This window comes from Eubacterium sp. SB2, assembly GCF_001244405.1.
Taxonomy (GTDB): domain Bacteria; phylum Bacillota; class Clostridia; order Lachnospirales; family Lachnospiraceae; genus Faecalicatena; species Faecalicatena contortus_B.
Genome location: NZ_LN865152.1, coordinates 973,150 through 996,305, shown reverse-complemented (window position 1 = coordinate 996,305; position 23,156 = coordinate 973,150). Strand labels below are relative to the sequence as shown.

General features: G+C 46.7%; 23 protein-coding genes. 17 read left to right on the top strand and 6 right to left on the bottom strand.

The window, feature by feature from the left end; genetic code table 11:
- Positions 1 to 2 precede the first annotated feature (2 nt).
- Positions 3 to 1,631, bottom strand: coding sequence for an ATP-binding protein (locus tag BN1938_RS11890; RefSeq protein ID WP_050640778.1), 1,629 nt, complete (start codon positions 1,629 to 1,631; stop codon positions 3 to 5).
- A 28-nt stretch (positions 1,632 to 1,659) separates the two neighbouring features.
- On the bottom strand, positions 1,660 to 2,382 hold the full coding sequence (locus BN1938_RS11885; protein ID WP_082202950.1) for a LytR/AlgR family response regulator transcription factor: 723 nt from the start codon (positions 2,380 to 2,382) through the stop codon (positions 1,660 to 1,662).
- Positions 2,383 to 2,570: 188 nt separating this feature from the next.
- Between BN1938_RS11885 and srtB the strand changes: the two genes are divergently transcribed.
- From srtB to BN1938_RS11800, 17 genes are all read left to right on the top strand, one after another.
- Positions 2,571 to 3,347: a class B sortase gene (gene srtB / locus BN1938_RS11880; RefSeq protein WP_050640776.1), complete on the top strand. Its 777-nt coding sequence runs from the start codon at positions 2,571 to 2,573 to the stop codon at positions 3,345 to 3,347.
- A gap of 62 nt (positions 3,348 to 3,409) precedes the next feature.
- Positions 3,410 to 3,604, top strand: a complete 195-nt coding sequence (locus BN1938_RS11875; protein WP_369794762.1) for a DUF951 domain-containing protein — start codon at positions 3,410 to 3,412, stop codon at positions 3,602 to 3,604.
- A gap of 127 nt (positions 3,605 to 3,731) precedes the next feature.
- Positions 3,732 to 4,019, top strand: coding sequence for a 30S ribosomal protein S6 (gene rpsF, locus BN1938_RS11870; protein ID WP_050640775.1), 288 nt, complete (start codon positions 3,732 to 3,734; stop codon positions 4,017 to 4,019).
- Between the two features lie 14 nt (positions 4,020 to 4,033).
- Positions 4,034 to 4,480 (top strand): single-stranded DNA-binding protein, encoded by a 447-nt coding sequence (locus BN1938_RS11865; RefSeq protein ID WP_050640774.1) that lies wholly within the window; start codon positions 4,034 to 4,036, stop codon positions 4,478 to 4,480.
- A gap of 45 nt (positions 4,481 to 4,525) precedes the next feature.
- Positions 4,526 to 4,792 (top strand): 30S ribosomal protein S18, encoded by a 267-nt coding sequence (gene rpsR, locus BN1938_RS11860; RefSeq protein WP_025655760.1) that lies wholly within the window; start codon positions 4,526 to 4,528, stop codon positions 4,790 to 4,792.
- Between the two features lie 264 nt (positions 4,793 to 5,056).
- Positions 5,057 to 6,460 carry an MFS transporter gene (locus BN1938_RS11855; RefSeq protein WP_050640773.1) on the top strand — a complete coding sequence of 468 codons (1,404 nt, stop codon included), beginning with the start codon at positions 5,057 to 5,059 and terminating at the stop codon, positions 6,458 to 6,460.
- A gap of 161 nt (positions 6,461 to 6,621) precedes the next feature.
- Complete coding sequence (locus BN1938_RS11850) at positions 6,622 to 7,236, top strand: TetR/AcrR family transcriptional regulator C-terminal domain-containing protein (RefSeq protein ID WP_050640772.1); 615 nt, start codon at positions 6,622 to 6,624, stop codon at positions 7,234 to 7,236.
- A 270-nt stretch (positions 7,237 to 7,506) separates the two neighbouring features.
- Positions 7,507 to 8,628, top strand: coding sequence for an alcohol dehydrogenase catalytic domain-containing protein (locus BN1938_RS11845; RefSeq protein ID WP_050640771.1), 1,122 nt, complete (start codon positions 7,507 to 7,509; stop codon positions 8,626 to 8,628).
- Between the two features lie 36 nt (positions 8,629 to 8,664).
- Entirely contained in the window at positions 8,665 to 9,435 is a 771-nt protein-coding gene (locus tag BN1938_RS11840) for an enoyl-CoA hydratase/isomerase family protein (protein ID WP_050640770.1), read from the top strand.
- Between the two features lie 12 nt (positions 9,436 to 9,447).
- Positions 9,448 to 10,587 (top strand): acyl-CoA dehydrogenase family protein, encoded by a 1,140-nt coding sequence (locus tag BN1938_RS11835; protein ID WP_050640769.1) that lies wholly within the window; start codon positions 9,448 to 9,450, stop codon positions 10,585 to 10,587.
- Positions 10,588 to 10,604: 17 nt separating this feature from the next.
- Positions 10,605 to 12,590, top strand: a complete 1,986-nt coding sequence (locus tag BN1938_RS11830; RefSeq protein WP_050640768.1) for an oxidoreductase — start codon at positions 10,605 to 10,607, stop codon at positions 12,588 to 12,590.
- A 16-nt stretch (positions 12,591 to 12,606) separates the two neighbouring features.
- Positions 12,607 to 14,025, top strand: coding sequence for an aldehyde dehydrogenase family protein (locus BN1938_RS11825; protein ID WP_050640767.1), 1,419 nt, complete (start codon positions 12,607 to 12,609; stop codon positions 14,023 to 14,025).
- Positions 14,026 to 14,048: 23 nt separating this feature from the next.
- Positions 14,049 to 15,170 (top strand): butyrate kinase, encoded by a 1,122-nt coding sequence (gene buk / locus BN1938_RS11820; RefSeq protein ID WP_050640766.1) that lies wholly within the window; start codon positions 14,049 to 14,051, stop codon positions 15,168 to 15,170.
- Positions 15,171 to 15,204: 34 nt separating this feature from the next.
- Positions 15,205 to 16,011 (top strand): electron transfer flavoprotein subunit beta/FixA family protein, encoded by an 807-nt coding sequence (locus BN1938_RS11815; protein WP_050640887.1) that lies wholly within the window; start codon positions 15,205 to 15,207, stop codon positions 16,009 to 16,011.
- 13 nt (positions 16,012 to 16,024) lie between these two features.
- Positions 16,025 to 17,029 (top strand): electron transfer flavoprotein subunit alpha/FixB family protein, encoded by a 1,005-nt coding sequence (locus tag BN1938_RS11810; RefSeq protein ID WP_050640765.1) that lies wholly within the window; start codon positions 16,025 to 16,027, stop codon positions 17,027 to 17,029.
- Between the two features lie 58 nt (positions 17,030 to 17,087).
- Positions 17,088 to 18,380 carry an MFS transporter gene (locus BN1938_RS11805; RefSeq protein ID WP_050640764.1) on the top strand — a complete coding sequence of 431 codons (1,293 nt, stop codon included), beginning with the start codon at positions 17,088 to 17,090 and terminating at the stop codon, positions 18,378 to 18,380.
- Positions 18,381 to 18,407: 27 nt separating this feature from the next.
- Positions 18,408 to 19,313, top strand: a complete 906-nt coding sequence (locus BN1938_RS11800) for a phosphate acyltransferase (RefSeq protein WP_050640763.1) — start codon at positions 18,408 to 18,410, stop codon at positions 19,311 to 19,313.
- Positions 19,314 to 19,431: 118 nt separating this feature from the next.
- On the opposite strand, the gene BN1938_RS11795 is transcribed toward BN1938_RS11800, so the two are convergent.
- From BN1938_RS11795 to BN1938_RS11780, 4 genes are read right to left on the bottom strand one after another with little or no spacing between them, the layout of a single operon-like run.
- Complete coding sequence (locus BN1938_RS11795; protein WP_050640762.1) at positions 19,432 to 20,463, bottom strand: sensor histidine kinase; 1,032 nt, start codon at positions 20,461 to 20,463, stop codon at positions 19,432 to 19,434.
- Positions 20,464 to 20,469: 6 nt separating this feature from the next.
- On the bottom strand, positions 20,470 to 20,937 hold the full coding sequence (locus tag BN1938_RS11790) for a hypothetical protein (RefSeq protein ID WP_050640761.1): 468 nt from the start codon (positions 20,935 to 20,937) through the stop codon (positions 20,470 to 20,472).
- Positions 20,921 to 22,510, bottom strand: coding sequence for a response regulator (locus tag BN1938_RS11785; RefSeq protein WP_050640760.1), 1,590 nt, complete (start codon positions 22,508 to 22,510; stop codon positions 20,921 to 20,923). Before BN1938_RS11785 ends, BN1938_RS11790 begins: the two co-directional genes overlap by 17 nt.
- 8 nt (positions 22,511 to 22,518) lie before the next feature.
- Entirely contained in the window at positions 22,519 to 22,947 is a 429-nt protein-coding gene (locus tag BN1938_RS11780; RefSeq protein WP_050640759.1) for a hypothetical protein, read from the bottom strand.
- Positions 22,948 to 23,156 lie beyond the last annotated feature (209 nt).

The window sequence follows — 23,156 nt, the reverse complement described above, 5'->3', positions numbered from 1 at the left end:
CATTATACAGTTCCCAGCTTCTGTATATCTAACATGATGGTGACAAGAAAACAGTCTCCCTTATCCACACTTTGAATATCTCCGTTGTATTTATTCACAATGGTTCTGATAATCTGGAGTCCAAGCCCATGCCCGTCCCCTTTTGCAGAAATAAAATCTAATTGTTTCGGGTGCTCCAAAGGTGATTTAGAATTCTTAACATCCACAATCCAAAAATTTGCCCGTTCCTGCATACAGATATTCAACAGGCGTTTGTCCTGCGGTACCCGGAGGCAGGCTTCGATTCCGTTGTCTATGAGATTCACCAGCAGACCGGTGATTTCTACGGACTGCAGCGAACACTCCGGCGGAATATAAACATGCCAGTTTGTGGAAATATGGTTCTGGAGGCAATACTGGTATTTGGCATTCAGCATCGTATTGATCACGGGCTGTGGTGTAAAGGGCTTTAGTTCTTGAGCAGACAGCGTACTATCTTCTAATGGCGGATTTTCGACCATAACCATCATATCTTCCCACTGTTTTCTGAATGTTTGGGCACCTTCCAGCGTCTGAAGGGCTCTGTGCCTTTTGTATTCCAGATATGCGCCAAAGCAGACTACGACACAGGCAACCGCAAACAGGATGAAAAACCAGTAAAAGGCCGTCCATTCGTACACGGTGTACCGATGATCCATAAAAGGAAAGAATATTTCCCACAATATAAAGAATCCAAGGAAAGAAAGAATAAGAAGCGGAATGATTTTTCGTAAAATCCCGCTTTTTGCATCCGCAGAAGAAGCTTCCTTCCCGAAGGAGGTCAGGATACTGTCAAATAACTGCAGAAGAGACTGCTTGTACTTTTGCTCTTCCAGTTCCAGATGGCTTTGCGACAAATTCCCCAGCACCTGCAGATGATTGGCAAGATCGTGGCGGAGCTGATGGACGGCATCCTTCTGAATTTGAATATTCTGATAAAAAGAATATTCCTCCTGTAGGATCCGTTCATAATGCTTCCGCAGCTGGAAAGCCTGCTTTTGCCGGTACCAGACAAACACAACCAGAAAAATAAATAGTATTGTTCCGGAAGCGATCGTACTGGCCAGTACGGTTAAGCTTCCATTGGTAAGACGCATAAACAGCCCCATCGCCAGATCGAGCAGCAATACCGCCGCGAACAGGAACTTCATGACAGTGTAGGGGACGCGGTCGAAAAGCTTCAGCCGCAGGATTCCGAATACGCATAAGAATGCAATACAAGACAGCAATGTCGGAAACAAAGTATTCTCCAGGAACGCCATACCCTGGAGAAAATACCGCCAGTTGCCGAGCACAAGTCCCTCGATGGTTGTGAAACCGGAAAAAATGCAGTTGAACAGAATGAAATGTACCATATATTTTACGAAATAATACATTCCCCGTCCGGTGAAGAGATAGCAGACTGCCAACTGGAACAGGAAACGGAAAAGCTCGCTGACAGCGGCAATCTGCCAGTCACCATGGTAAGTGGTTGGGATAGAGACACTTGCGGGCAGGAAAAATGCAGCTGTAAACGCCAGTGCAAACGAAAGGCGCCGCTCGACATCCGGGCTTATTAAATAGATTATCAGGGAAGTTACCAGGGTCAGCCTGATGATATTATAAAGAACCATAACATTTTCCTTTTACGAGGCAATCGTTTTATGTATCATAATCTTCCGTACTAAAAAAGCGTAGAAATTCTTCTCTTGACTTCTTATATCTGGAACGGCTTACCGGTATCTCGGCCTGATTGAGCAGAATCATCTTCTGCGCCGTAAAATTCTGGATATAATTCATATTGACCACATAGCTTTTATGGCAGGATAAAAAACAGCCGGGGAGTTTTTCCTTCAGCTCATTCAGTTTCATATAAACCGTGAATTTTTCTTCCGATGTATATACATGCAGCCGACGCTTTTCGCTTTCTATGTAACAGATCTCGCTGCTTTTTAGTGTGAAGATTCTGCCGTTGCTCTGCAGAACAACCGGCGTATCCTGGCAGCAGTCCATAAACGCAAGGGCCCGTTCTATTGCCGCCGTAAGCTTGTCCGTATCGACAGGTTTCACAAGAAAATAGGCGGGACGTATGGTAAAGATATCTCTGGCATAATCCAGATATCCGGTGATCAATACAATCGCAATCCAGGGATAACGGGTCTGGATGTCAGAAGCCAGACTGATCCCATTTTCAGCTCCAAATTGAATATCCATAAATATAATATCCGGCAGAGAAGCGGAAGTTTCTAAATATAAACGCAGGTCACCGGGAGCAAGAAACGTTTTGATATCCCAGTTTTTAGGAAGAATATGGGACAGACGCAAGCTAAGATCCTCCAGGATGCTCTTATCGTCGTCGCAGATCAGCAGTGTTTTCAATGGCATCACCTCCCCTGTCTCAATATACTTATTTTACCATACCGCGCAGTTAGAAGGAATGGATAAAAGCTATTTTTGTGATTTTTGCAAATTCATATTTTTTTAGAATGTTTTTAAGGCAGAGATATGATACAATAATCAGGATTAGAACGCTATGAGACCGGAAGAAGAGATGGGAAGAGGAGAAACACGCGATGAGTAAGAAAAAAAGGCATAAAAAGGAAAGCTCTGTTGGAGAAGTTATATCTACCGCCATATTGATTATTGCAATATGCGTATTTGTTTTTTGCGCGTATCAGCTTACCATAATGCTGGTACCTTATTATTCAGGCGGAAAAGAATATGACGATGTGAAGAAACTGGCGCTTACGGTTGATAAGAATGAGGAAGAGGACGGAGAACCGGGCTATACTGTGGATTTTGATGCATTATTGAAAGAAAATCCGGATACCGTAGCATGGATTAGGTTCGATGAGCCCTCAGTAATTAGTTACCCTGTTGTAAAAAGTGCAGATAACAACGAGTATCTGACAAAAACATTTACAGCTAATGACAACAAGCTGGGTGCAATTTTTATGGACATGCGAAACGCCACGAACCTCAGCGACAGAAACACATTTATATACGGACACAACCTGAAGGTGGGCGGAGAGATGTTCTCCCAGCTGAGCGAGTACGCCAGTGAGGAATTCTGCAAGGAACATCCGTACTTCTACATCTATACCCCGGAAGGAGAGTTCAAGTATCAGGTATTCTCCGTAGGAACAGTGAAAGATACGGCAGAAAATTACAATTTGACTTACCTGAATGACGAGGAATTCTCCAGCTATCTCCAGATTTGCAAAGAGTCTTCTAACTACCAGGTGGATGTAGAGGTGAATGGCCAGTCCAGGATCGTCAGCTTGTCAACATGCACCAACGTAAACGATGATGAGCGCTTCCTGCTCCAGGGAGTTCTTGTGGAGGAGTAAAGGGGTCTGACCCCTTTGCAGCTCGTTTTCAGAATATTCAGAATATATGATGGATAAGGAGGATGAATGTGGCAGAAAGATTTGATATCGGTGATATAATTCGTATGAAAAAGCCCCATCCCTGCGGAAGCCATGAGTGGGAGGTGCTGCGTGTGGGCGCGGACTTCCGGCTGAAATGTGCGGGATGCGGCCATCAGATCATGGTTCCACGTAAGCTTGTGGAAAAAAATACAAAAGAAATTCGCAAAAAGTCTTGAACCGGACAAGTTCTTATGGTATGATAATTACTCGTGACGTACCCGTAGGATTCTATATCCACGGACATCAAATTTCCTTGTTCCCGGGTGATCCGGGGGCCAGAGACCATAAGGAGGTGCAAGAGACATGAACAAGTATGAGTTAGCTGTTGTTGTCAGTGCAAAAATCGAAGACGACGCTAGAGCAGAAGTTGTTGAAAAAGTGAAAGCATTAGTTTCACGTTTCGGCGGCAATGTGACTGACGTTGATGAATGGGGTAAGAGAAGATTTGCTTACGAAATTCAGAAGATGAAAGAAGGATATTACTACTTCATCCACTTCGAGTCTGACAGTACTGTTCCTGCAGAAGTGGAACAACGTATCCGCATCATGGACAATGTACTCAGATATTTATGCGTTAGACAGGAAGCATAGAGAAAGAGGTATATATGAATAAGGTAGTTTTAGTAGGACGTCTCACAAGAGACCCGGAAGTTAGATATTCACAGGGTGATAGTGCAACTGCAGTTGCTAGATATACATTGGCTGTTGACCGCAGATTCAAGAGGGACAACGAACCTACAGCGGATTTTATTCCGTGTGTTGTATTCGGGCGTTCCGGTGAGTTCGCGGAGAAGTATTTCCGCCAGGGAATGCGTGTTTCCATTTCCGGACGTATTCAGACCGGAAGTTACACGAACAAGGACGGCGTGAAAGTATACACAACAGAGGTAATTGTAGAGGATCAGGAATTTGCTGAGAGCAGAGCGGAGAGTGAAGCCAACAGAGGCTCTTCTTTCCATCAGGCGGCTCCAAGTCCTTCACCAAGTGTTGATGCAGGCGACGGATTCATGAACATCCCGGACGGGATCGACGAAGAATTACCGTTTAATTAAGACACGGTTGTGAAATCTTTCTATTAATATAGGAGGTAAAAAGACATGGCTTACGAAAAAGGCGGCAGACCAGAAGGCGGCTTCAAAAGAAGAGGACCGGCCCGCAGAAGAAAAAAAGTATGCGTATTCTGTGGTAAAGAGAATAACGAGATCGATTATAAAGACGTAGCAAAGTTAAAGAAATACATCTCTGAGAGAGGCAAGATTCTTCCGAGAAGAATTACAGGAAACTGTGCAAAGCATCAGAGAGCTCTTACCGTAGCAATCAAGAGAGCTAGACACATTGCTTTAATGCCATACGTACAGGATTAATAAGAGTTGACAGACCGTCACTGCGAGAGCAGGGGCGGTCTTTTTGTGTTACACGAAGGGCGCTTCGTGCACTGGCAACTGAAGATAAATCAATCACAGGCCTTCTGCCGGATATTATTTTGATAATGTTGATATAAAAGAAAAAATGTCTACTTCTGGAAATTAACTAAAAGATGTAAATTGAGAAAAAACAGGGTAGAATATACAATTTTTTTAAGGAATAAATGGACATTATAGTCATATTAAACAAAGGAGGCAGAGGGAATGGGAACGATGGTAACAAGAAATCTGGAACCAGAACAGGCAAAAGAGAAGATAACATTTAAGACGTATATTTCATATGCGCTGGGAGATACAGGGGATAATATTATGTTTTCTACAGTATCTTCTTTACTTGTTTTGTTTTACACAGACTATATCGGCTTATCACCGGCTTTTGTGGCACTTGTCATGCTGATTTCCAGGGTGTTGGACGGAGTATCTGATTTTATAGCCGGCCTGGTCATGCAGAAGACAAAATCAAAATGGGGGACGGTGCGTCCATGGATATTATGGATCAGTGTTCCGTTTTCGGTTGCCTGTGTGGCATGTTTTACGGTGCCGCAGGGGTCGGAGACAATGAAAATATGTTACATTTTTATTGCATACAATTTTGCAAACACGGTATGCTATACGATCAGTAATCTGGCTCAGGCAACCTTGTGTTCTTTTATGTCAAGAGATACAAAAGAACGTGAAAAATTGGGGGTATGGCGTCTTGGTCTGGCTCCGGTAGGCCACATCATATCTTCAGGCCTTTCACTTCCATTAGTGAAACTGTTAGGAAATGACCAGAAGGCATGGGTAAAAGTCATGACAATCTGGGCAGTCTATGCATTGGCAGTGCATTTGATCTGTTTCGTAAACTGTAAGGAAACCGTTCATATTGCAGCTAGAAAACAGGGGAGCAGCATACCGCTGCAAAAGCAGCTGAAGGCACTCTTTTCAAATCAGTACTGGTGGTGGGCAATTTGTTTTTGGGTATTCTGGGCGACTACGTTCGGAGTAAACGGTACCACGATGTCTTATTATACAAAGTATGTGCTGAACAGCGATACAATGTACAGCTCTCTATTTATTATTGAAAAAATATTCTGGGGAATATCAATCTTAATGATGCTTGTAATAAGAAAAACAGGAATAAAAAGAGTGACCCTGCTGGTTATGGGAAGCGGGCTGGTAATTCTGGGACACCTGCTGCTGCTGGCGGCGCCCTATAGTATCCCGGTAAACTATGCGGTGGTGGTGATCCGCGGGCTTGGACAGGGCCCATCGTCAGCGTTCTTCAATGGTATGGTGGCCGATGTGATTGAGTTCGGACAGTGGAAGACACATCAGAGGCAGGAAACACTGGTCTTTTCGGCTAGCTCTGTGGGACAGAAAGTAGGAGGCGGGATTATCCTCTCACTGATTACGGCGATTATTGGAGCGTTTGGATTTGTCTCATCCACTACAGGGGGAGCGGTGCAGCCGGACCGGGCAATCCAAGCAATCAAAACACTTTACATCTGGGCGCCGATTGTTATGTATGGTCTGTTGGGAATTATATCTTCGTTTAACAGGCTGGATGCGAAATTACCGGAGATTATGAAAGAATTATCCAGACGGGAAGCTCGGGGCGAGCTGTAAAGCCTTTTAGATTATTACGATTTGTGTATGTATATTCACATTGATTTATCTATTGGTTATTAATGAAAATCCTATTTTTATGTATTGAAATCTGTTCCTTTCGGCAGAGACTTGGTATAATAATCTTATGATAAATATCACAAGATGAAAGGAGTGTTTCCATGGGGATCGATGTAAAATCAATTATTGTGGATGCAATGTTGCAGTTATGTGAAGAGAAGCATTTGAAGAAAATCACAATAGGCGATATCCAGGCTAAATCGGGTATCAGCAGGCAGACCTTTTATAATCATTTTAAGGACAAACTGGACCTAATCCAGTACATTTATGAACATCGCATCATTGCCGACTGGAAGAGAGAAAATCTTCACGAACTGAACTATTATAATGCGACAGTAAATGCGTTCAAAAATGATTTGAAATACCGCAAGTTTTTAAGACAGGCGTGCGAGATTACCGGTACGAATTGTCTTGTGGATTTTATGTACAAACACAGCCAGACGTATGACCGGGACTGGCATCAGTCCCACAATGCGGGGATCCCTCTCACAAAGGAACAGAAATTTTCTTCAGATTATCATTCGGTTGCCGGGATTTATATGAGAATCCATTGGATTCTGGGGGAAATTGATATGACACCGGAGGAGCTGGCAAAAAACATTCTGCGATCCAGGCTTATGTCCCTGAATTCGGTTATATTTGAGCCGATACAATCAGGAGAAGAGTCCGGAAGTCCGTATGTAGATGCCGCTAAGAAAATGGATTTTCACTTTTAAAGTCGTGAGGAAGAATACAATATAGGATTATTTTTAAAAATGAGAGCCCCTTTTTTAGGGACTCTCATTTTCTATGCCGAGAAATATTCCTGACAGAGGGAGGAAATTTCTGCTTTTCAATTTACATAATTAAAAAATGTCAATATATGGACAGTTAAATGCAGGAATCTACATCTCGACAAGTAAAAAGTATCGTAAATTGTAAGGCCTTCGGACGTAGTTTAAGATACATATATAAGAAAAAAACGAAAACCAAAGGAGGATATTCTTATGTCAAAAAAAATGAAAGCAGCGATATTAGACGGGTTCCACCAGGATTTCCATTGGGAAGATGATGTGGAGATTGCAGATCCAAGAGCGAATGAAATCCAGGTAAAAATTGTAAGCTGCGGCTTGTGCCATACGGAGCGTGCGGAACAGGTTAATCTGTGGGGGCTGGGCCTCCCATTCCCGATTGTTCTGGGTCATGAAGGTGCAGGGGAAGTCGTTCAGGTAGGACCTGGCGTTACCAAGTTTAAGGTAGGGGATAAGGTGGCCATGTCTACGCCATGGTGCGGTACCTGTGCAGCCTGCTCCAGCGGCCAGCAGTGGGCGTGCGAACATGTGGATGATCTGGAGATCCGGGGCGTGGACTATTACGGAACGCCGGGGCCTCTGAGCAGAAACGGAAAACCTGTATATACCTTCTTTAATCAATCCGCTCTGGCTGAGTACAGTACCATTCATATAAACAACTGTACAAAACTCCCGGATGATTTTGACCTGAGGATTGCCGGACCTCTAGGATGCGGGTTCCGCACCGGAGCCGGTTCAATCTACAATGTTGTGAAGCCAAAACTGAATGACTGGGTGATCATCACGGGAACAGGCGCGGTTGGGTTTGGCGCTCTGTGGACGGCAAAAGCAATGGGAGCCAAGGTCGTGATGGTAGATATTCTGCAGAACAGGTTGGATATTGCCATGGAGCTCGGTGCAGATGCTGCTTTGAACAGCAAAGGGATGACAGCAGATGAAATGGGAGAGGCCCTGAACGACATCACGGGCGGCGGCGCCCAGGGGATGGCCGAATGTACCGGACAGGGAATCTGTTATAAAGGTGGAATGAAGGCATTGAAGATGGGAGGCCGTTGTGCATCCGTGGCATTCATCAATGAACTGAACTTCGAATACTTTACGACAGAGTGCCAGGACTGTAAGAATGTTCAGTTTATCCGTATGGGAAATGTGGAAGGGGACACCATTATTCCGATTATGGCAGAGCTTTACAAAAGAGGAATGTTCCCGTTTGACAAACTGATTAAATTCTATCATTTCACTGAACTGGAACAGGCTATGGAAGATGCCCATACGGGTGTAACCATTAAGCCCGTGCTGCTCTGGGACATGGATTAAGTCAAAAGACTGTGCTGCTTAGGAAAGGAAAACGATATGTCGGAAGAAATATCATATAAACAAGAACAACGCATCGCTACAATTACTTTTAACAGGCCGAAAGTACTAAATGCCTTAACAATCCCGATGCTTGATGAACTGGAGGGCATGATCGACAGGCTGAATGAAGATGAATCCTGCAAGGTTATTATTATAACAGGCGAGGGAAGGAGCTTTGCGGCAGGAGCAGATATATCATGCATGAAAGAGGCGTCACCTCAGGAGGCAATGCGGTTCAGCAAGACTACAACCCGCCTTTTCCGAAAAATAGAATTAGCCAGGCCCTTTACGATTGCAGCAGTGAACGGCTACGCACTTGGCGGCGGGCTTGAGCTGGCGCTGGCCTGCGATGTCCGGGTGGCGTCAGACACCGCAAAGCTTGGGCTTACGGAAACCGCTATCGGTTCCTTTCCTGGGTCGGGCGGTACTATGCGCCTGCCCAAGCTAGTAGGGCTTGGTAGGGCAAAGGAGCTTCTTGCGACGGCAGAAAAGGTTCCGGCCGCCCGGGCAATGGAGCTTGGAATGGTGGAACATATCGTGCCATCGGATAAACTGATGGAATTCTGCAGGGAGTTGGCAAAACGCATTTGTAAAAACAGCCGGAATGCAATCGCGGATGGCAAAAGACTTATGACACTCAGTTATGAGATGGATGCAGAAAAGGCATGTGAGCTGATGACATTTATGATCGGGATGAACTATGGAAGTAAAGATCAGAGGGAAGGAATGCGTGCGTTTCTGGAAAAACGGGAACCACACTTTGAGTAGAAAGGAGAAATGATGGGATTTAATGGATTTGAGCTGGACGAAGATTTGAAGGCTGTCAGAAATCTGATCCGGGATTTTACAGACAGGGAGATTCGTCCGTTGGCAGAACAGTTTGACCAGGAGAATTTATACATCCCTGAAGAGCTTTGGAGGAAGATGGGGAGACTGGGATTGTTCGGGTTTACGATACCGGAGGAATTTGGCGGGAATCATCTGGGATATCTTGCACTTGCAGTTGCAATTGAGGAGGTCTCAAAGGGCGCAGGAGTTATGTACTCCCCCGTAGCCGGTCAGAACGGGGCGTTTAATGGGGCGATTATAGACAGCGGGACACCGGAACAGAAGCAGAAATATTTGCCGGGTACTGCGGAGGGAAGATTGAAGGGCGCATTTGCCCTGACAGAGCCGAATGTGGGTTCCGATGCGCGGGGCATGCAGACCGTGGCAGCGTTGGAGGGCGAATGCTGGATCATAAACGGACAGAAGACCTTTATTACAAATGCCGACCGCGCAGATTATATTATTACGTTTGCAAAAACGGAAGAGGGGACGGTCTGCCTTATTGTAGATAAAGATGCTAAAGGACTTAGCATTGGGGCAACAGAGAGAAAAATGGGGATCCACGGCGTGGGACTGAACAATGTATTCTATACCGATTGCAGAGTACCCGTGGAAAATCAGATTGGAAAAGTAGGAGAAGGTTTCCTCAATGCAAAGGATAGTCTGATGGGGGCCCGTCTCGGTGTGGCGGCCGGTGCGCTCGGTCTGGCACAGGAAGCCATTGACGTGGCTGTAGAATATGCAAAACAGAGGGTACAGTTTGGCAGACCGATTTCACAGTTCCAGAATACCCAGTTTGTCCTTGCTGAGTGCCAGACTAAACTGGATGCAGCAAGACTGCTTACATATCGGTGTGCGGCCGCACTGGATGCGGGAAAGCATGAGACGTATATGGCTTCTATGGCAAAGTATTATGCGACGGAGACGGCGAACCAGGTTGCGGACAAATGTCTGCAGGTATTTGGCGGATATGGTTACTGCGCAGGGTATCCGATCGAGAGGATCTACCGGGATCTCAGGATCTTTACAATTTTTGACGGAACATCGGAAGTACATAAAATGATCATTTCCAAGAAGATGGGTGTCAGATAAAGGAAGAAGGTGAAGTTATGGGCAATCAATTTCAACATTTATTATCCCCTTTGAAAGTTCGCAGAACAATATTCAAAAACAGAATGTGTGTAGCGCCAATGGGCGGCGGATATGGCGATCTCCAGGGGGCGCACGGGGAGTATACGGAGACTGCGCTGGAATATTTTACAGAAAGGGCGCGCGGCGGCTTCGGAATCATATTCGCCGGCGCGTTGTATCCGGACAGGGAAGTGGATCCTACGGACCAAAGCTTTAATTTTATGAATCATCCGGATGACTTTGCCAAGATGGCAGCCCGCATGAATGAAAGGGCTGATTTCTATGGGGCTAAGATCATCCAGCAGGTAACTATGGGACTGGGAAGAAATTATGCAGGGCTTTATGCACCTTCCGCTGTGGAGGTATATGGCTCTCCGGAAATCAAAAGTCTTGTGCTGACAAAGGAACAGATTAAAAAGAAAATTGATTCGGTAATACAGGCATCCGAACTTATGAAGCGTTCCGGATTTACCGGAGTGGAGGTTCATGCTATGCACTGGGGCTATCTGCTGGATCAGTTTGCGATGGCAATTACCAATCAGCGGGAAGATGAGTATGGCGGGTCCTTGGAGAACCAGATGCGTGCAGCATCGGAGATTGTACAGGGCATTAAGCAGACTTGCGGAGATGATTTTATTGTCACCATGCGCCTGGGATTAAAGAGCTATATTTCCGGACTGAACAAGCGGAACTTTACCGGTGAGGATGAAAAAGGGAGAACATTGGAAGAAGCGGTCAGAATTGCAAAGATCCTTGAGCAATCAGGGTATGACATGCTGAATGTGGATGTGGGGATCTACGACACGTTTTACCATGCGGCTCCGCCCATGTATATGCCGAAAGGCCATGTGATTCCGCTTGCAAAAGAGGTAAAGAAGGCTGTAGGAATTCCAATCCTGTGCGGATCCCGTATGAATGACCCGCGGATGGGGGAAGAAGCTATTGAAAAAGGAGAAATCGATGGAATCGTCCTTGGACGGCCGTCCTTGGCGGACCCATATTATGCGCATAAAGTAGAAATGGGACGTCCGGATAAGATTCGTCCTTGTATCGGATGCACGACCTGCTGCTATAAGATCTTTGACGGTTGTGAACATGTGGCCTGCGCCGTAAATCCACAACTGCAGAAAGAGAGTTATTATCAGACGGTACCTGCGCTTATGAAGAAAAAGGTTGCGGTGATCGGCGGAGGGATTGCCGGAATGGAGGCAGCCAGAATTGCAAAGATGCGGGGGCACGATGTCACAATCTACGAGAAAAGCGGCTGTCTGGGAGGACTACTGCTTCCGGCCGGAGCACATGTATTCAAAGAAGAAATACGGCAGTTAGTCAAATGGTACATACAGGAGATTGAAGAACTTAAGATACCGGTGATCTATCATCGGGAGATGGATGCAGATGCAATCAAAAGACTGAATCCAGATGTTGTCATCAACGCGGTAGGAGCTCATGCGGTTGTCCCGGATATTCCGGGAGCGGATCACAAAAAATGTAAAACAGCGGTGGATGTACTTGCGAACCATCTTAGGATCGGGGAGAAAGTGGTCTGTGTCGGAGGCGGACTGGTCGGCTGTGAATGTGCGATTGACTTTGCGGCGCAGGGGGCTTCGGTCACTCTGGTGGAAGCATTGCCCGAAGTGCTGAAGGCAACGCCGATGATATCTCCAAGTGTACGACAGATGATTCCGGATCTCCTGGACCATCATCATGTTGATGTAAAATGCGGCTGGCTGATCCGCGAAGTAAACGATCGGGGGGCTGTCATCACATCGGCGGATGGTAAAGCATCACAAGAGGTTGCGGCGGATACCGTGATACTTTCTCTGGGGACAAGGGCAAATCCGGATATGAAAGAAGAATTCAAAGGATCCGGCATCGAGTACTATACGGCCGGAGATGCGCAGAAGGCAGGAAACGTCTATACATGCGTACATAGTGCATATGACATCGCACGGATGATTTAAGAAAGGAGCAGTGAATATGGAAATATCAGCAGCAACACAGGAATATATAGACCAATTGGTAAAAAAGGCAAGAGAGGCACAGGCGGTGTATGCTTCGTTTGACCAGGAAGGGCTGAACCGGACTGCAAGAGCAGCGGCACGTTGTGTGTATGACAATGCAGAAATTTTTGCAAAAGAAGCAGTGGAAGAGACAGGCATGGGAACCGTGGAAGGAAAGATACTGAAACAGCGTGCCGCGATGACGACACAATGGTGCTATACAAAAGATAAGATCTCAACCGGCGTCGTTGGCTGGGAGCAAGGTAAGCTGGATGTGGATTGCATCCTCAAGATTGCAAAGCCCATCGGTGTTATCTCAGCAGTACAGCCTGTAACAAATCCGACCACTTGTTTTGGAGGCAATGCAATGTATGCGTTGAAAAGCGGGAACGCCATCATTATCTGTCCCCATCCAAGAGCAAAAAATGTATCGAATCACTGTGGACAGCTAATGCGGGAAGCCATCGTAAAAGCAGGCGCCCCGGCAGATTTGGTACAGGTGATTGAGGAGCCGTCCATAGAGATGACGGCAGCGGCAATGGCAGCCTGTGACGTTGTAATCGCTACGGGCGGTCCAGGCATGGTAAAGGCTGCAAACAGCAGCGGAAAGCCATCGCTCGGCGTTGGACAGGGAAACTGTCAGGTTGTGATTGATAAAGGGATGCAGGACTACTTTGACTCGCTGGCGGAAGGTGCAATCGAAAACCGCATCTGGGATAGTGGAATTCCATGTACCGGAGAACAGACGGTGATCATGCCGGAGGAGGACGCGGAAGCAATCGTTGCGGCGTTTGTGAAGCATGGGGCTATGGTAATCAAAGAGGAGGAAACCGTGGCAAAACTTAGGAACCTGCTATTCGAGGAGAAAGAGGGCTCTTATCGTGCTAATCCGGACTATGTCGGACAGTCTGTACAGACAATAGGAAAGGCAATCGGCCTGGATGTACCTGCTGAAGTAAAGTCCTTCTTTGTAGAGATCCATAAATATGGAAAGGATGAACTTCTCTGTAAGGAAAAGATGTGTCCGGTGACTAATTATATTACTTATTCCGGAGATTGGGCGGAGGGTGTTGCAATTGCAAAGGCTAATCTTTTGAACGAAGGGGCCGGACATTCCAGTGATATCTATACTTTGAATAAGGAACACCAGCGCTATGCCGGTCTGGAACTTCCGGTCTGCCGCCTGATCGTAAACAATAACAATGGCATTATCGGCGGTGAACCGTATTATACCAATGGAATCATTGCAACAACCGGTCTTGGCTGCGGTTACTGGCAGCAGAACGTGCTGGGAGAAAATCTGACTTTTGAGCACCTTCTGAACTATACCAGACTTTTCTATACGGTTCCCGGCAAAGAGTCTCCTACAGAAGCGGAGATCTGGAAAGAAATATAATCCCAGGAAAGGAGACAGAAAAAATGTATAGAATTCTGACTTTAAATTTCGGCGGTACGTCTGCAAAATTATCGGTCTGGGAAGACGAAATCTGTGTGGAAGACTATTCGATGGATTATACACAAGAAGAAATCGACCTCAGCCTGACTTCTGAACAGGAAGTGGAGCTAAAAACAAAGAAAGTTTTGGAGTGGCTGAATTCCATCCATATGGAGGTCGCTGATTTTGATGCAATTGCACCCCGTTTTGGCGGAATGTTTTATGGGGGAGAGGGCGGCACCTTTGTGGTGGAAGGTGCTCTGGAAGAACATTTGAAATCCATGTACCATCCGGACAAATCTGCAACGCACGCAACCTATCTGACTTATGAAATAGCAATGCGCCTGCAGGAAGGGATAAAGAAAGAAATACCTCTGCTGACAACGGATCCTTCTACTGTAAACCAGTTTCTTCCGGAGGCGCGGATTACCGGGAATCCATTGTTTTATAAGAGGGCGTCGTTCCATGCGCTGAACCACAGGGCAGTAGCCAGAAGGGCTGCTAAAGATCTGGGCAGCAGGTACGAAGACGTGAACCTGATTGTGGTGCATATGGGAGGCGGCGTTTCCGTAGGGGCGCATGAACATGGACGGATCATCGATGTCAATGATTCCAGCGGTGATGGCGACGGCGCATTCTCACCAAACCGTGCTGGGACACTCCCAACAGGCCAGCTGGTACACCTCTGTTACAGCGGAAAGTATACGGAAAGACAGGTATTTAAACTATTAAAAGGGGAAGCCGGGCTTAAAGCATATCTTGGAACGGAAGATTTGCGGGAAATCGAAAAGCGGATTGAAAAAGGAGACACCGAAGCGGAATTGGTATTCAAGGCGCTGGCATATCAGATTTCCAGGGAAATCGGAGCCTGCTATGCCGCATTATGCGGAGAGGCAGATGCAATTGTTCTGACGGCGGGAATGTCCCACAGTACCGCTTTGGTCGAACTAATACGGCAGAGAGTTGGAAAATTAGCTCCTCTTTGTACTTATCCCGGCGGGTTTGAGAATGAAGCCCTGGCATTGGGGGCTCTGCGTGTTCTCAACGGAGAGGAACAGCCGGCCGTTTATGAGGGTGAGAGCAGGAATATGCAGGCAATTATATAGGAAGGCAAAGGAAGAGAAAGGAAAAAGAAATATCATGAATATACTTGTTTGTGTGAAGCAGGTACCGGACACAACTGAAATTAAGATTGATCCGGTACGGAATACATTGATTCGTGCGGGAGTACCCAGTATTCTGAATCCTTTTGATGCATACGCTATGGAAGCGGCGGCCAGGCTGAAAGATGCGGATCCAAAAGGAACTAAGATCATAGTAATGTCCATGGGTCCAGAAGCAGCAAAGGCGGTTCTCAGAGAATGCCTGTCTATGGGAGCTGATGCGGCTTATCTGATGTCGGACAGAGCGTTTGGGGGATCGGATACACTGGCTACGAGCTATATACTGTCACAGGGCCTTAAAGAGGTCCAAAAACGGGAAGGAAATATAGATCTCATATTCTGCGGAAAACAGGCAATTGACGGAGATACCGCCCAGGTGGGGCCGGAGCTTGCAGAACATCTTGGATATCCCCAGATTACATACGGACTGGAAGCGAAAAGGGAGGGGGCATGTATCCGCATCAAAAAGGAAGTGGAGGAAGGTTTTCAGATTATCGAAGCAGACCTCCCGGCTGTCGTTACCTTTACGAAAGCATCATGGGAGCCAAGGCTTGCGACAATCAAAAGTCTTCTTGCATCCAGAAAAGCTGAGATCCATGTCATTACGCATGCAGATACGACAGACATCGAGGATGCCATGATCGGATTAAAAGGTTCGCCGACAAAGGTAAAAAAGACGTTCGTTCCGCAAAAGAAAGTGGGAGGGATTAAAATTACCGGAAAGAATGCGGTACAAGCCGGAAAAGAATTAGCAGCGCTTCTGGATGAGGCAAAAGTAGTCTAAAGGAGGAGTGGTTTTGGATACAAATACAAATGACTTATGGGTCTTTATTGAGACAAAGGAGGACGGCAGTGCGGTCAAGGTCGGCCTGGAACTCCTGAATCCGGGACGTGGCCTGGCAGATAAGCAGGGAGGTCAGCTTGCCGCGGTAGTTATTGGTTATCAGACAGCAGCGGCGGCAGAGTCGGCCGGCCGGCTGGGAGCGGATAAAATCATTGTCGTAGACGGACCGGAATACAAGCAATACCGGACAGATGCCTATGTGGACGCCTTGTATGCGCTGGTCGGAAAGTATAAGCCGGCGAGCATGCTGATTGGGGCTACCAATAACGGGCGGGATCTGGGTCCTCGTATTGCATGCAGGCTGAAGACAGGGCTTACCGCAGATTGTACGGCCCTGGATATTGATGAAGAAAATGGAAATGTGGCATGGACGAGACCCGCATTTGGGGGAAACCTTATGGCAACAATCCAGTGTCCGGACCATCGCCCGCAGATTGGAACGGTACGCCCCGGAGTATTCAAAAAAGGGGAAGAGAAGGGATCCCACGCAGAGATTATTTATGAAGATATCCATATAGACGAGAAGGATATCCGTACCCGGATTGTAGAAATGATTCAGGACATGAATGCGGAGGATGTAGATCTGGAAGGAGCCGAAATTATTGTCTCGGGCGGCAGAGGAGTTGGAGGGCCGGAAGGCTTTGATACTATCCGGGCGGCGGCCGATGCTCTGGGCGGGGCAGTGGGGGCCTCCAGAGCTGCGGTAGATGCCGGTTGGATTGCACATAATCATCAGGTGGGGCAGACCGGAAGGACGGTGGTGCCGAGGCTTTATATTGCCTGTGGAATATCCGGGGCCATCCAGCATGCGGCAGGTATGAGCGGGGCTGACTGCATCGTGGCAGTCAACACAAACGCTGACGCCCCGATCTTTGATATTGCGGATTACGGCGTGGTGGGAGATTTGTTCCAGGTGCTGCCTGTATTGGTGGATGAGATAAAGAGATTACGTATGTAGAAGGAATTTGTGAGATTATATTCCCTTGTTTTGAGGAAGGGTAAAAAGGAGAGAGAATATGGAAAATCAGATAAAATTAAAAAAAGCGCCGGCATACCGCTTCATACCGTATCTTCTGGTTGTACTTGCATATTGTCAGATTTATGTCGGGACAAGTCTGGTGCAGCAGGCCGGAGTACAGCTGAAAGAATGGTTCAGTATAGGGGATACCGGGCTTTCTTATTTGCAGACAGTCTGTACGGTTGGTATGGGAATCTTTGAACTGATAGGCGCTTTGCTTGTCCGCAAAATCGGAGCAAAGAAAGTCTGCATGAGCGGTATGCTTGTATATGTAGCTGCAGGCCTGCTTTTCTTCCTGAAGCCGTCCAGTTATGGCCTGATGTTTGCTACGCGTCTGTTCCAGGGATTTGGGTCAGGACTGATGTCGTGCTGTGTAATGTCACTGGCTATCGTATGGTTCCCAAGAAAAGAACGTTCCCTCGCTTCCGGATTTATGGCATGTATGTATGGTATGGGGAACCTGATATCCACCAATATTTGTACCCAGATGTTCCTGCATGGATTTGAATGGAACCAGGTATTCGGAATACTTTTGGTGGCAATGAACCTGGCCGGATTCCTCCTGTTTTTATTTGTATATGTGGATATCGAGAAAAAATACGGCTGTACCAATATAGACGAGATCATTGAGGGATCGGAGCTTGACGAGACAGCGGAGGTGAAAACTTATGAAAATAAAAAATTTACCCCTTATAAGAATACAAGAGAAATGATAAGGAGCGGTTCCTTCTGGACATTTATGGTGCCAATTTTCTTATACTGCTGGAATGTATATTGTCTCGCGTTCGTCCTGCCGATCCTCTTTAATGAAAAAGGATTTACTCCGGAGCAAAGTGCGGCAATCCAGTCGCTGACGTTTTTAGGGGCAATCATTGGCAGTCCGGTCGGCGGATTGATATCCGATAAGTTTCTGAAAGGGCGGAGGGCAGCGATCAGCGGTATCGCGTTTATTGGGAGCGTGATCCCATTGATTATCCTTCCTATGGCAATCAATTCAGGGGCTTCGATCATGACATTATCCATGCTGTGCCTGGCATCTTATCTGATCATGCATTTCGCGGCAGGGCCTCAGTGGGTTATGCCGAATGAAATGTGTACGCCACAGTTTGGAATGGTGCTGATGGGGATTACATTAATTGTCACGAAGATCGGCGGAATTATTGGACCGATTGTAGCGGGATATATTTCTGATACGGCAGGCAGTATTATGGGCGGTATCTGGTCCATCGTTATCATTTCAGTCATTGCCGGTATTGCCAACTTTGTTCTTGCAAGAAAATGGGGCTTATAATATGCCGGCCGGAAAGGAAAGAGAACTATGGTATTAAAAACAATTGAGGAAGCCATCCGGGCTGCATCCGCGGGAAAGCAGAGAAAGGTGCTGAGTGTGGCGGTTCCGGAAGATCCGCATACGCTGGAAGCTGTGCTCAGGGCAGCCAGGGAGGGGTACGTAAAGCCTCTCCTGGTTGGAAACAGAGACAAAATATTAGAAATAGTATCAAATGATTTAAAGACGGAGATAGAAGACGAATGGGTGATCGATAAAAAGAACCGTGAGGAGGCCGCGGATGAGGCGGTTGCACTGGTACGCGATGGAAAAGCGGACTTTCTAATGAAAGGGAGTATCAATACGGCAGAGATTATGCGTGCTGTTTTGAATAAGGAGCACGGCCTTCCACATGAAAAACTGATTACGGATATCGCTATCACAGAACTTCCATGGTATCATAAACTTTTGTTTTTTGCAGATGGCGGTCTGGTTGTCTATCCCACATTAGAACAGAAAGCGGCAATGATCCGGTTAATTGTAGATTCCATGCATAGATTGGGATATGGCGATCATATTAAGGTCGGAATCCTTTGTGCTGCAGAGACATTTTCACCCAAAATCCAGGAGTCTGTGGATGCAGTGGAGCTGAAAAGGATGAACCGGGAGGGAGAAATCACGGGCTGTATCGTAGAAGGCCCAATCTCACTGGACCTTGCAATGAAGCCGGATGTGGCCAGGGCAAAACAGTATGAAAGCCCTTGTGCGGGGGATGTCGACGTGCTGATTATGCCCAACCTTGTGACGGGCAATGTGTACAGCAAGTCTATAGAAATGCTGGGAGCAGAACCGCTTGGTATTATAACCGGGGCAAAATGTCCGATTGTATGCGTAAGCCGCGGTGCCCCCGCGGAACTGAAGTATAAGACAATCGTTATGGCATCCATGCTGGCATGATATAATGGAACACTGATTCAATTATGTAATATACAGCGTTAAATGAGGGATATTGAAAATGAAATTGCAATATCCCTCCTGCCAGATAAATTATTTTATAAGCCTGCCTTTGGCGGGCTTAATAAATTTCCTGATTTTCCTGGCCTGCGGCCGGCTCCAAAAGCGGCAGCCGCAGCGTAATACAAGTGCCCTCCCCCTGGGTACTCGTGATTTCCATGACGTTAAGGCTGTAAATCAGATGAAGCCGTTTCTTTACATTGTAAATACCTATACTGCGTTTTTGCTCCTTCCTAGCAGAATGTCTATCAGTCTGCAGTTCTTCCAGCAGTTCAGGAGCAATACCGATCCCGTTGTCTGCCACGGAAAGTACAAGAGTATCCTCGGTCTTCTCTGCAGTAATCAGAATATTCCCTTCCTCCGGCCGATCCTCCAGCCCATGGATAATCGCATTTTCCACAAGCGGCTGCAGAATCATGGCTGGAATATTCTCGTTCAGGCAGTCAGGGGAAACATCCAGCCTGTATTGAAGCCGGGACTGGAATCGGACTTTCTGGATCTGCAGGTAATAGGTGAGTGTCTGGATTTCCGTTGCGAGAGGGATGGTCTCGGACATAACGGTCAGGCTGTTACGGAGCAGCCCGGAGAGGCAGTCCAGCATGTCCTTTGTGAGGGCGGCAGACTCAATAATCGCCATGGCGGAAATCGTATTCAGTGTATTATACAGAAAATGCGGATTGATCTGTATCAGAAGATACTCCAGTTCTGAACGGTTCAGGGAATTCTGCATCTCGATATTTTTCAGCATCTCATTCTGCAGCCGGGCTTCTACGCGCTGTTTTTCCAGCAGGCGCTCTTGGTTTTCCTGCAGCTGCAGCACCATCTTGTTGAAAGAGCTGGCGAGCAGGCAAATCTCATCATTCTGCCGGGAGGGAGGCGTATAACTGACCGTCAGGTCTCCCTGTGCAACCAGCCGGAATTTTTTGCTCAGCTCCACAATCGGCTTTGCAAAATATGCGGATATCTGATAGGAAATAAACAGGCAGAACATGGTGAAGAATACCAGCAAAATATAGAGACTGCTCTGGCTGGTATTCAGGCCGTTTGTATTCTGGCGGATCCGCGCATCCGCCAGTTCCAGTTCCGTGGACATTCCCTTTTAAATATAATTGTAGATGTTATTTCTTATGTAGTCCAAACTGACGCGCTCTCTTGTATACAGGTAGGAGGCGGCATCCGGGTTATAGTTGTCAAATAATCTGGTTGTGGCATCCATATAGGACTCGGTCATGACCTGAATATCCCGGTAGAGGTAAGAGTCCGGGTAAAGAAGCCGCATAGAAGCGCTGCAGGATATTGCGTCTAAACATTGGTCCTGGAACTTTCTGCGGTAGTCGGGGGATGGATGTGCATAGTAATTGGACGCGGTGGTAGCGGATTCTTCCAGGGAAACAAGCAGAAGCTGGAGGCTCTGGATATGCTCCAGCGTCTCGTTGTTTGCCCGGTTCAGGCTGCGGCTGGACTGTATGGAATAGAAAGAAATCCCGGACATGATCAGGATAATGATTAAAAAATACCGTAAGAGCCTTGTGGACAGCCTGGAGGCGGAGTTAAAGAGTTTTCGCATATTTCTGGTACTCCTTTGGGGTAAGCCCTGTTATTTTCTTAAATATTCTGCAGAAATAGTTTTGGTCGCTGTAGCCCACCTGAATACTGACATCCTGAACGGAAAGCGTACCTTTTTCCAGGAGTGGTTTGGCAAGGCTGATCTTTTTCTGCGTGATATAGTCTGTAAAATTAAGATGGTATTCCTCCTTAAATACTTTGCTTACGTACTGTGGGGTTAGATTCAGATAACTGGACAGGCCCTCCAGGGATACCATCTGTATCGGTTCGCGTTCCATATAATAATTGATCTTTTTCATAAGTGCATAGTTTTTTTCCTGAGATTCATTCTGGAGGAACTCTAAAAAGGAATTCAGTGCATAGTTGACGTGTTCTTTTAACTGGTGTTCAGAGACACTGGATTGGATCTGGCATAGGAATGGATACAGGTCAAAGCTGGTCTGCCTGAAACCAAGCTGGTGGAGCAGGCTTTTTAGGGCAGACAAAAACTGGATAGAATATTCTTTTGAAATCTGCAGAGAATTCCGGGCCGTAAAGATCTCGTTCAAAAGCTGCTGTGCATACTCATGGGCCCTTTCCGTATTCCTGCTGCGAAGGGAGTCAATAAACAGTTCTTCCAAAGAGTATGGGTAGACGGCATGGGCGGAATTGAAAACCGGGGTGTACTCTATGACGGTGCCGGGCAGAAGCGCAGGGAGCACCTCCAATGCCTCCTGGTAGGATGATTTAAATAACTGGCAGGTATGATAGACGCCGCCAAAGGCCGCTCCGCTTTTCAACTTAAAACGCTGGTTTAAAAGAGTGATAATCTTGCGCGCCAGCATGCAGGCTGTCTCGTGCCAGGACGGATCGGACGGTGAAATGTGGAAGAACAGGGGGAGAACATGAAAAGAGACTTCCCCGATCAGTACGTTCTTATGAAAGTTTATCATCTGGGAAATGCTTTCGATGATCTGTTTGTATGTATCTGCCGGTGGCTGGGGCGAAAAAGGCAGGGTGCTGTCCGGGGACTGGGTAAGTGGGAACAGCATAAAAAAGCCTGAGTCGGTCAGCCCGGGCAGCAGAGGACTGTATTCCGCCAGCAGAGCCGGCGCAGCCGTGCCATTGATATAACTGGCTACCAGATTCCTTTTTATAACCGGGATTGCCAGAGAGACAATCTCCTTCTCCTCCACATCTTTATTTTTTATTGCTCTGTTTTGGGACAGGCTGTCTGTGATTTTTTGAAGTGTTTCCGTGACTTCCTTTTCTATCAGCGGCTTTAACAAATATCCTTTGACGCCTATTATGAGCGCTTCTCTTGCATATTCAAAGCTGTCGTATGCCGTAAGGATCAGGATCGTGGTTCCCGGCAGATTCTCCAGAATTGTTTTCGATGCAGTGAGTCCGTTCATGCCGGGCATTTTGATATCAATGATTACAATATCGGGCTTGTATCTCAGGGCGGCCTGAACCGCAGAGGCTCCGTCCTCACATTCAGCAGCCACGTTCAGATCAGGCATATTTTTGCTGAGCATTACGTGCAGCGCATACCTGGATAAAGCTTCATCGTCTACTATGATTACAGAATACATAGGGCCTCCTAAATCGTAATTTCGTACAGGGCAGAAATGCTTCCACCGGGAAGCATGCCGGTGAGTTCCAGGGAACTGTGCGGGCTGTTCCAGGCAAAATAAAGGGCAGTATAGGTCTGGGAGGCATTGGAGAGCTGCTCCAGATTTTCCCAGATCTGTGCCAGAATGCAGTTTCTTGGAATCAGCAGATCTTCCGGAATATCCGGGAGATTCTCATCCAGCATCTGAAAGAAGGGGATCGAGATAAAAACTTCTCGGATCAGCATCAGCATGTCCAGCTCCTGTTTTAAAGGCGCCGCCTTATCCGGGCGGCTGATATACCTCCAGTAACTGCTGAAGCAGTTGATAAAATGCAGCGTCATAGGAGCCTGTTCGAGATAGGCTGCATGGGAAACCGTAACCAGAAAATTCCGGACGGAAATCGTCTCTGCGGACATGTAAAAACCTCCTTTTACCCAAATACATTTTATAAAAATGAGTGTCGAGGCAGACCGCGCTGCCTGTTAAGATATATCGTTTCCTCTATACTATAAGTATATATTACATTTGCACCAGTGCAAAAACAAGAAAGATGTAAGAAATTAGCATTATTTTAAAGTTCAAGTGAGGCAATTTATAAAAAGTGTAGAATATTGTGGGGGAAATA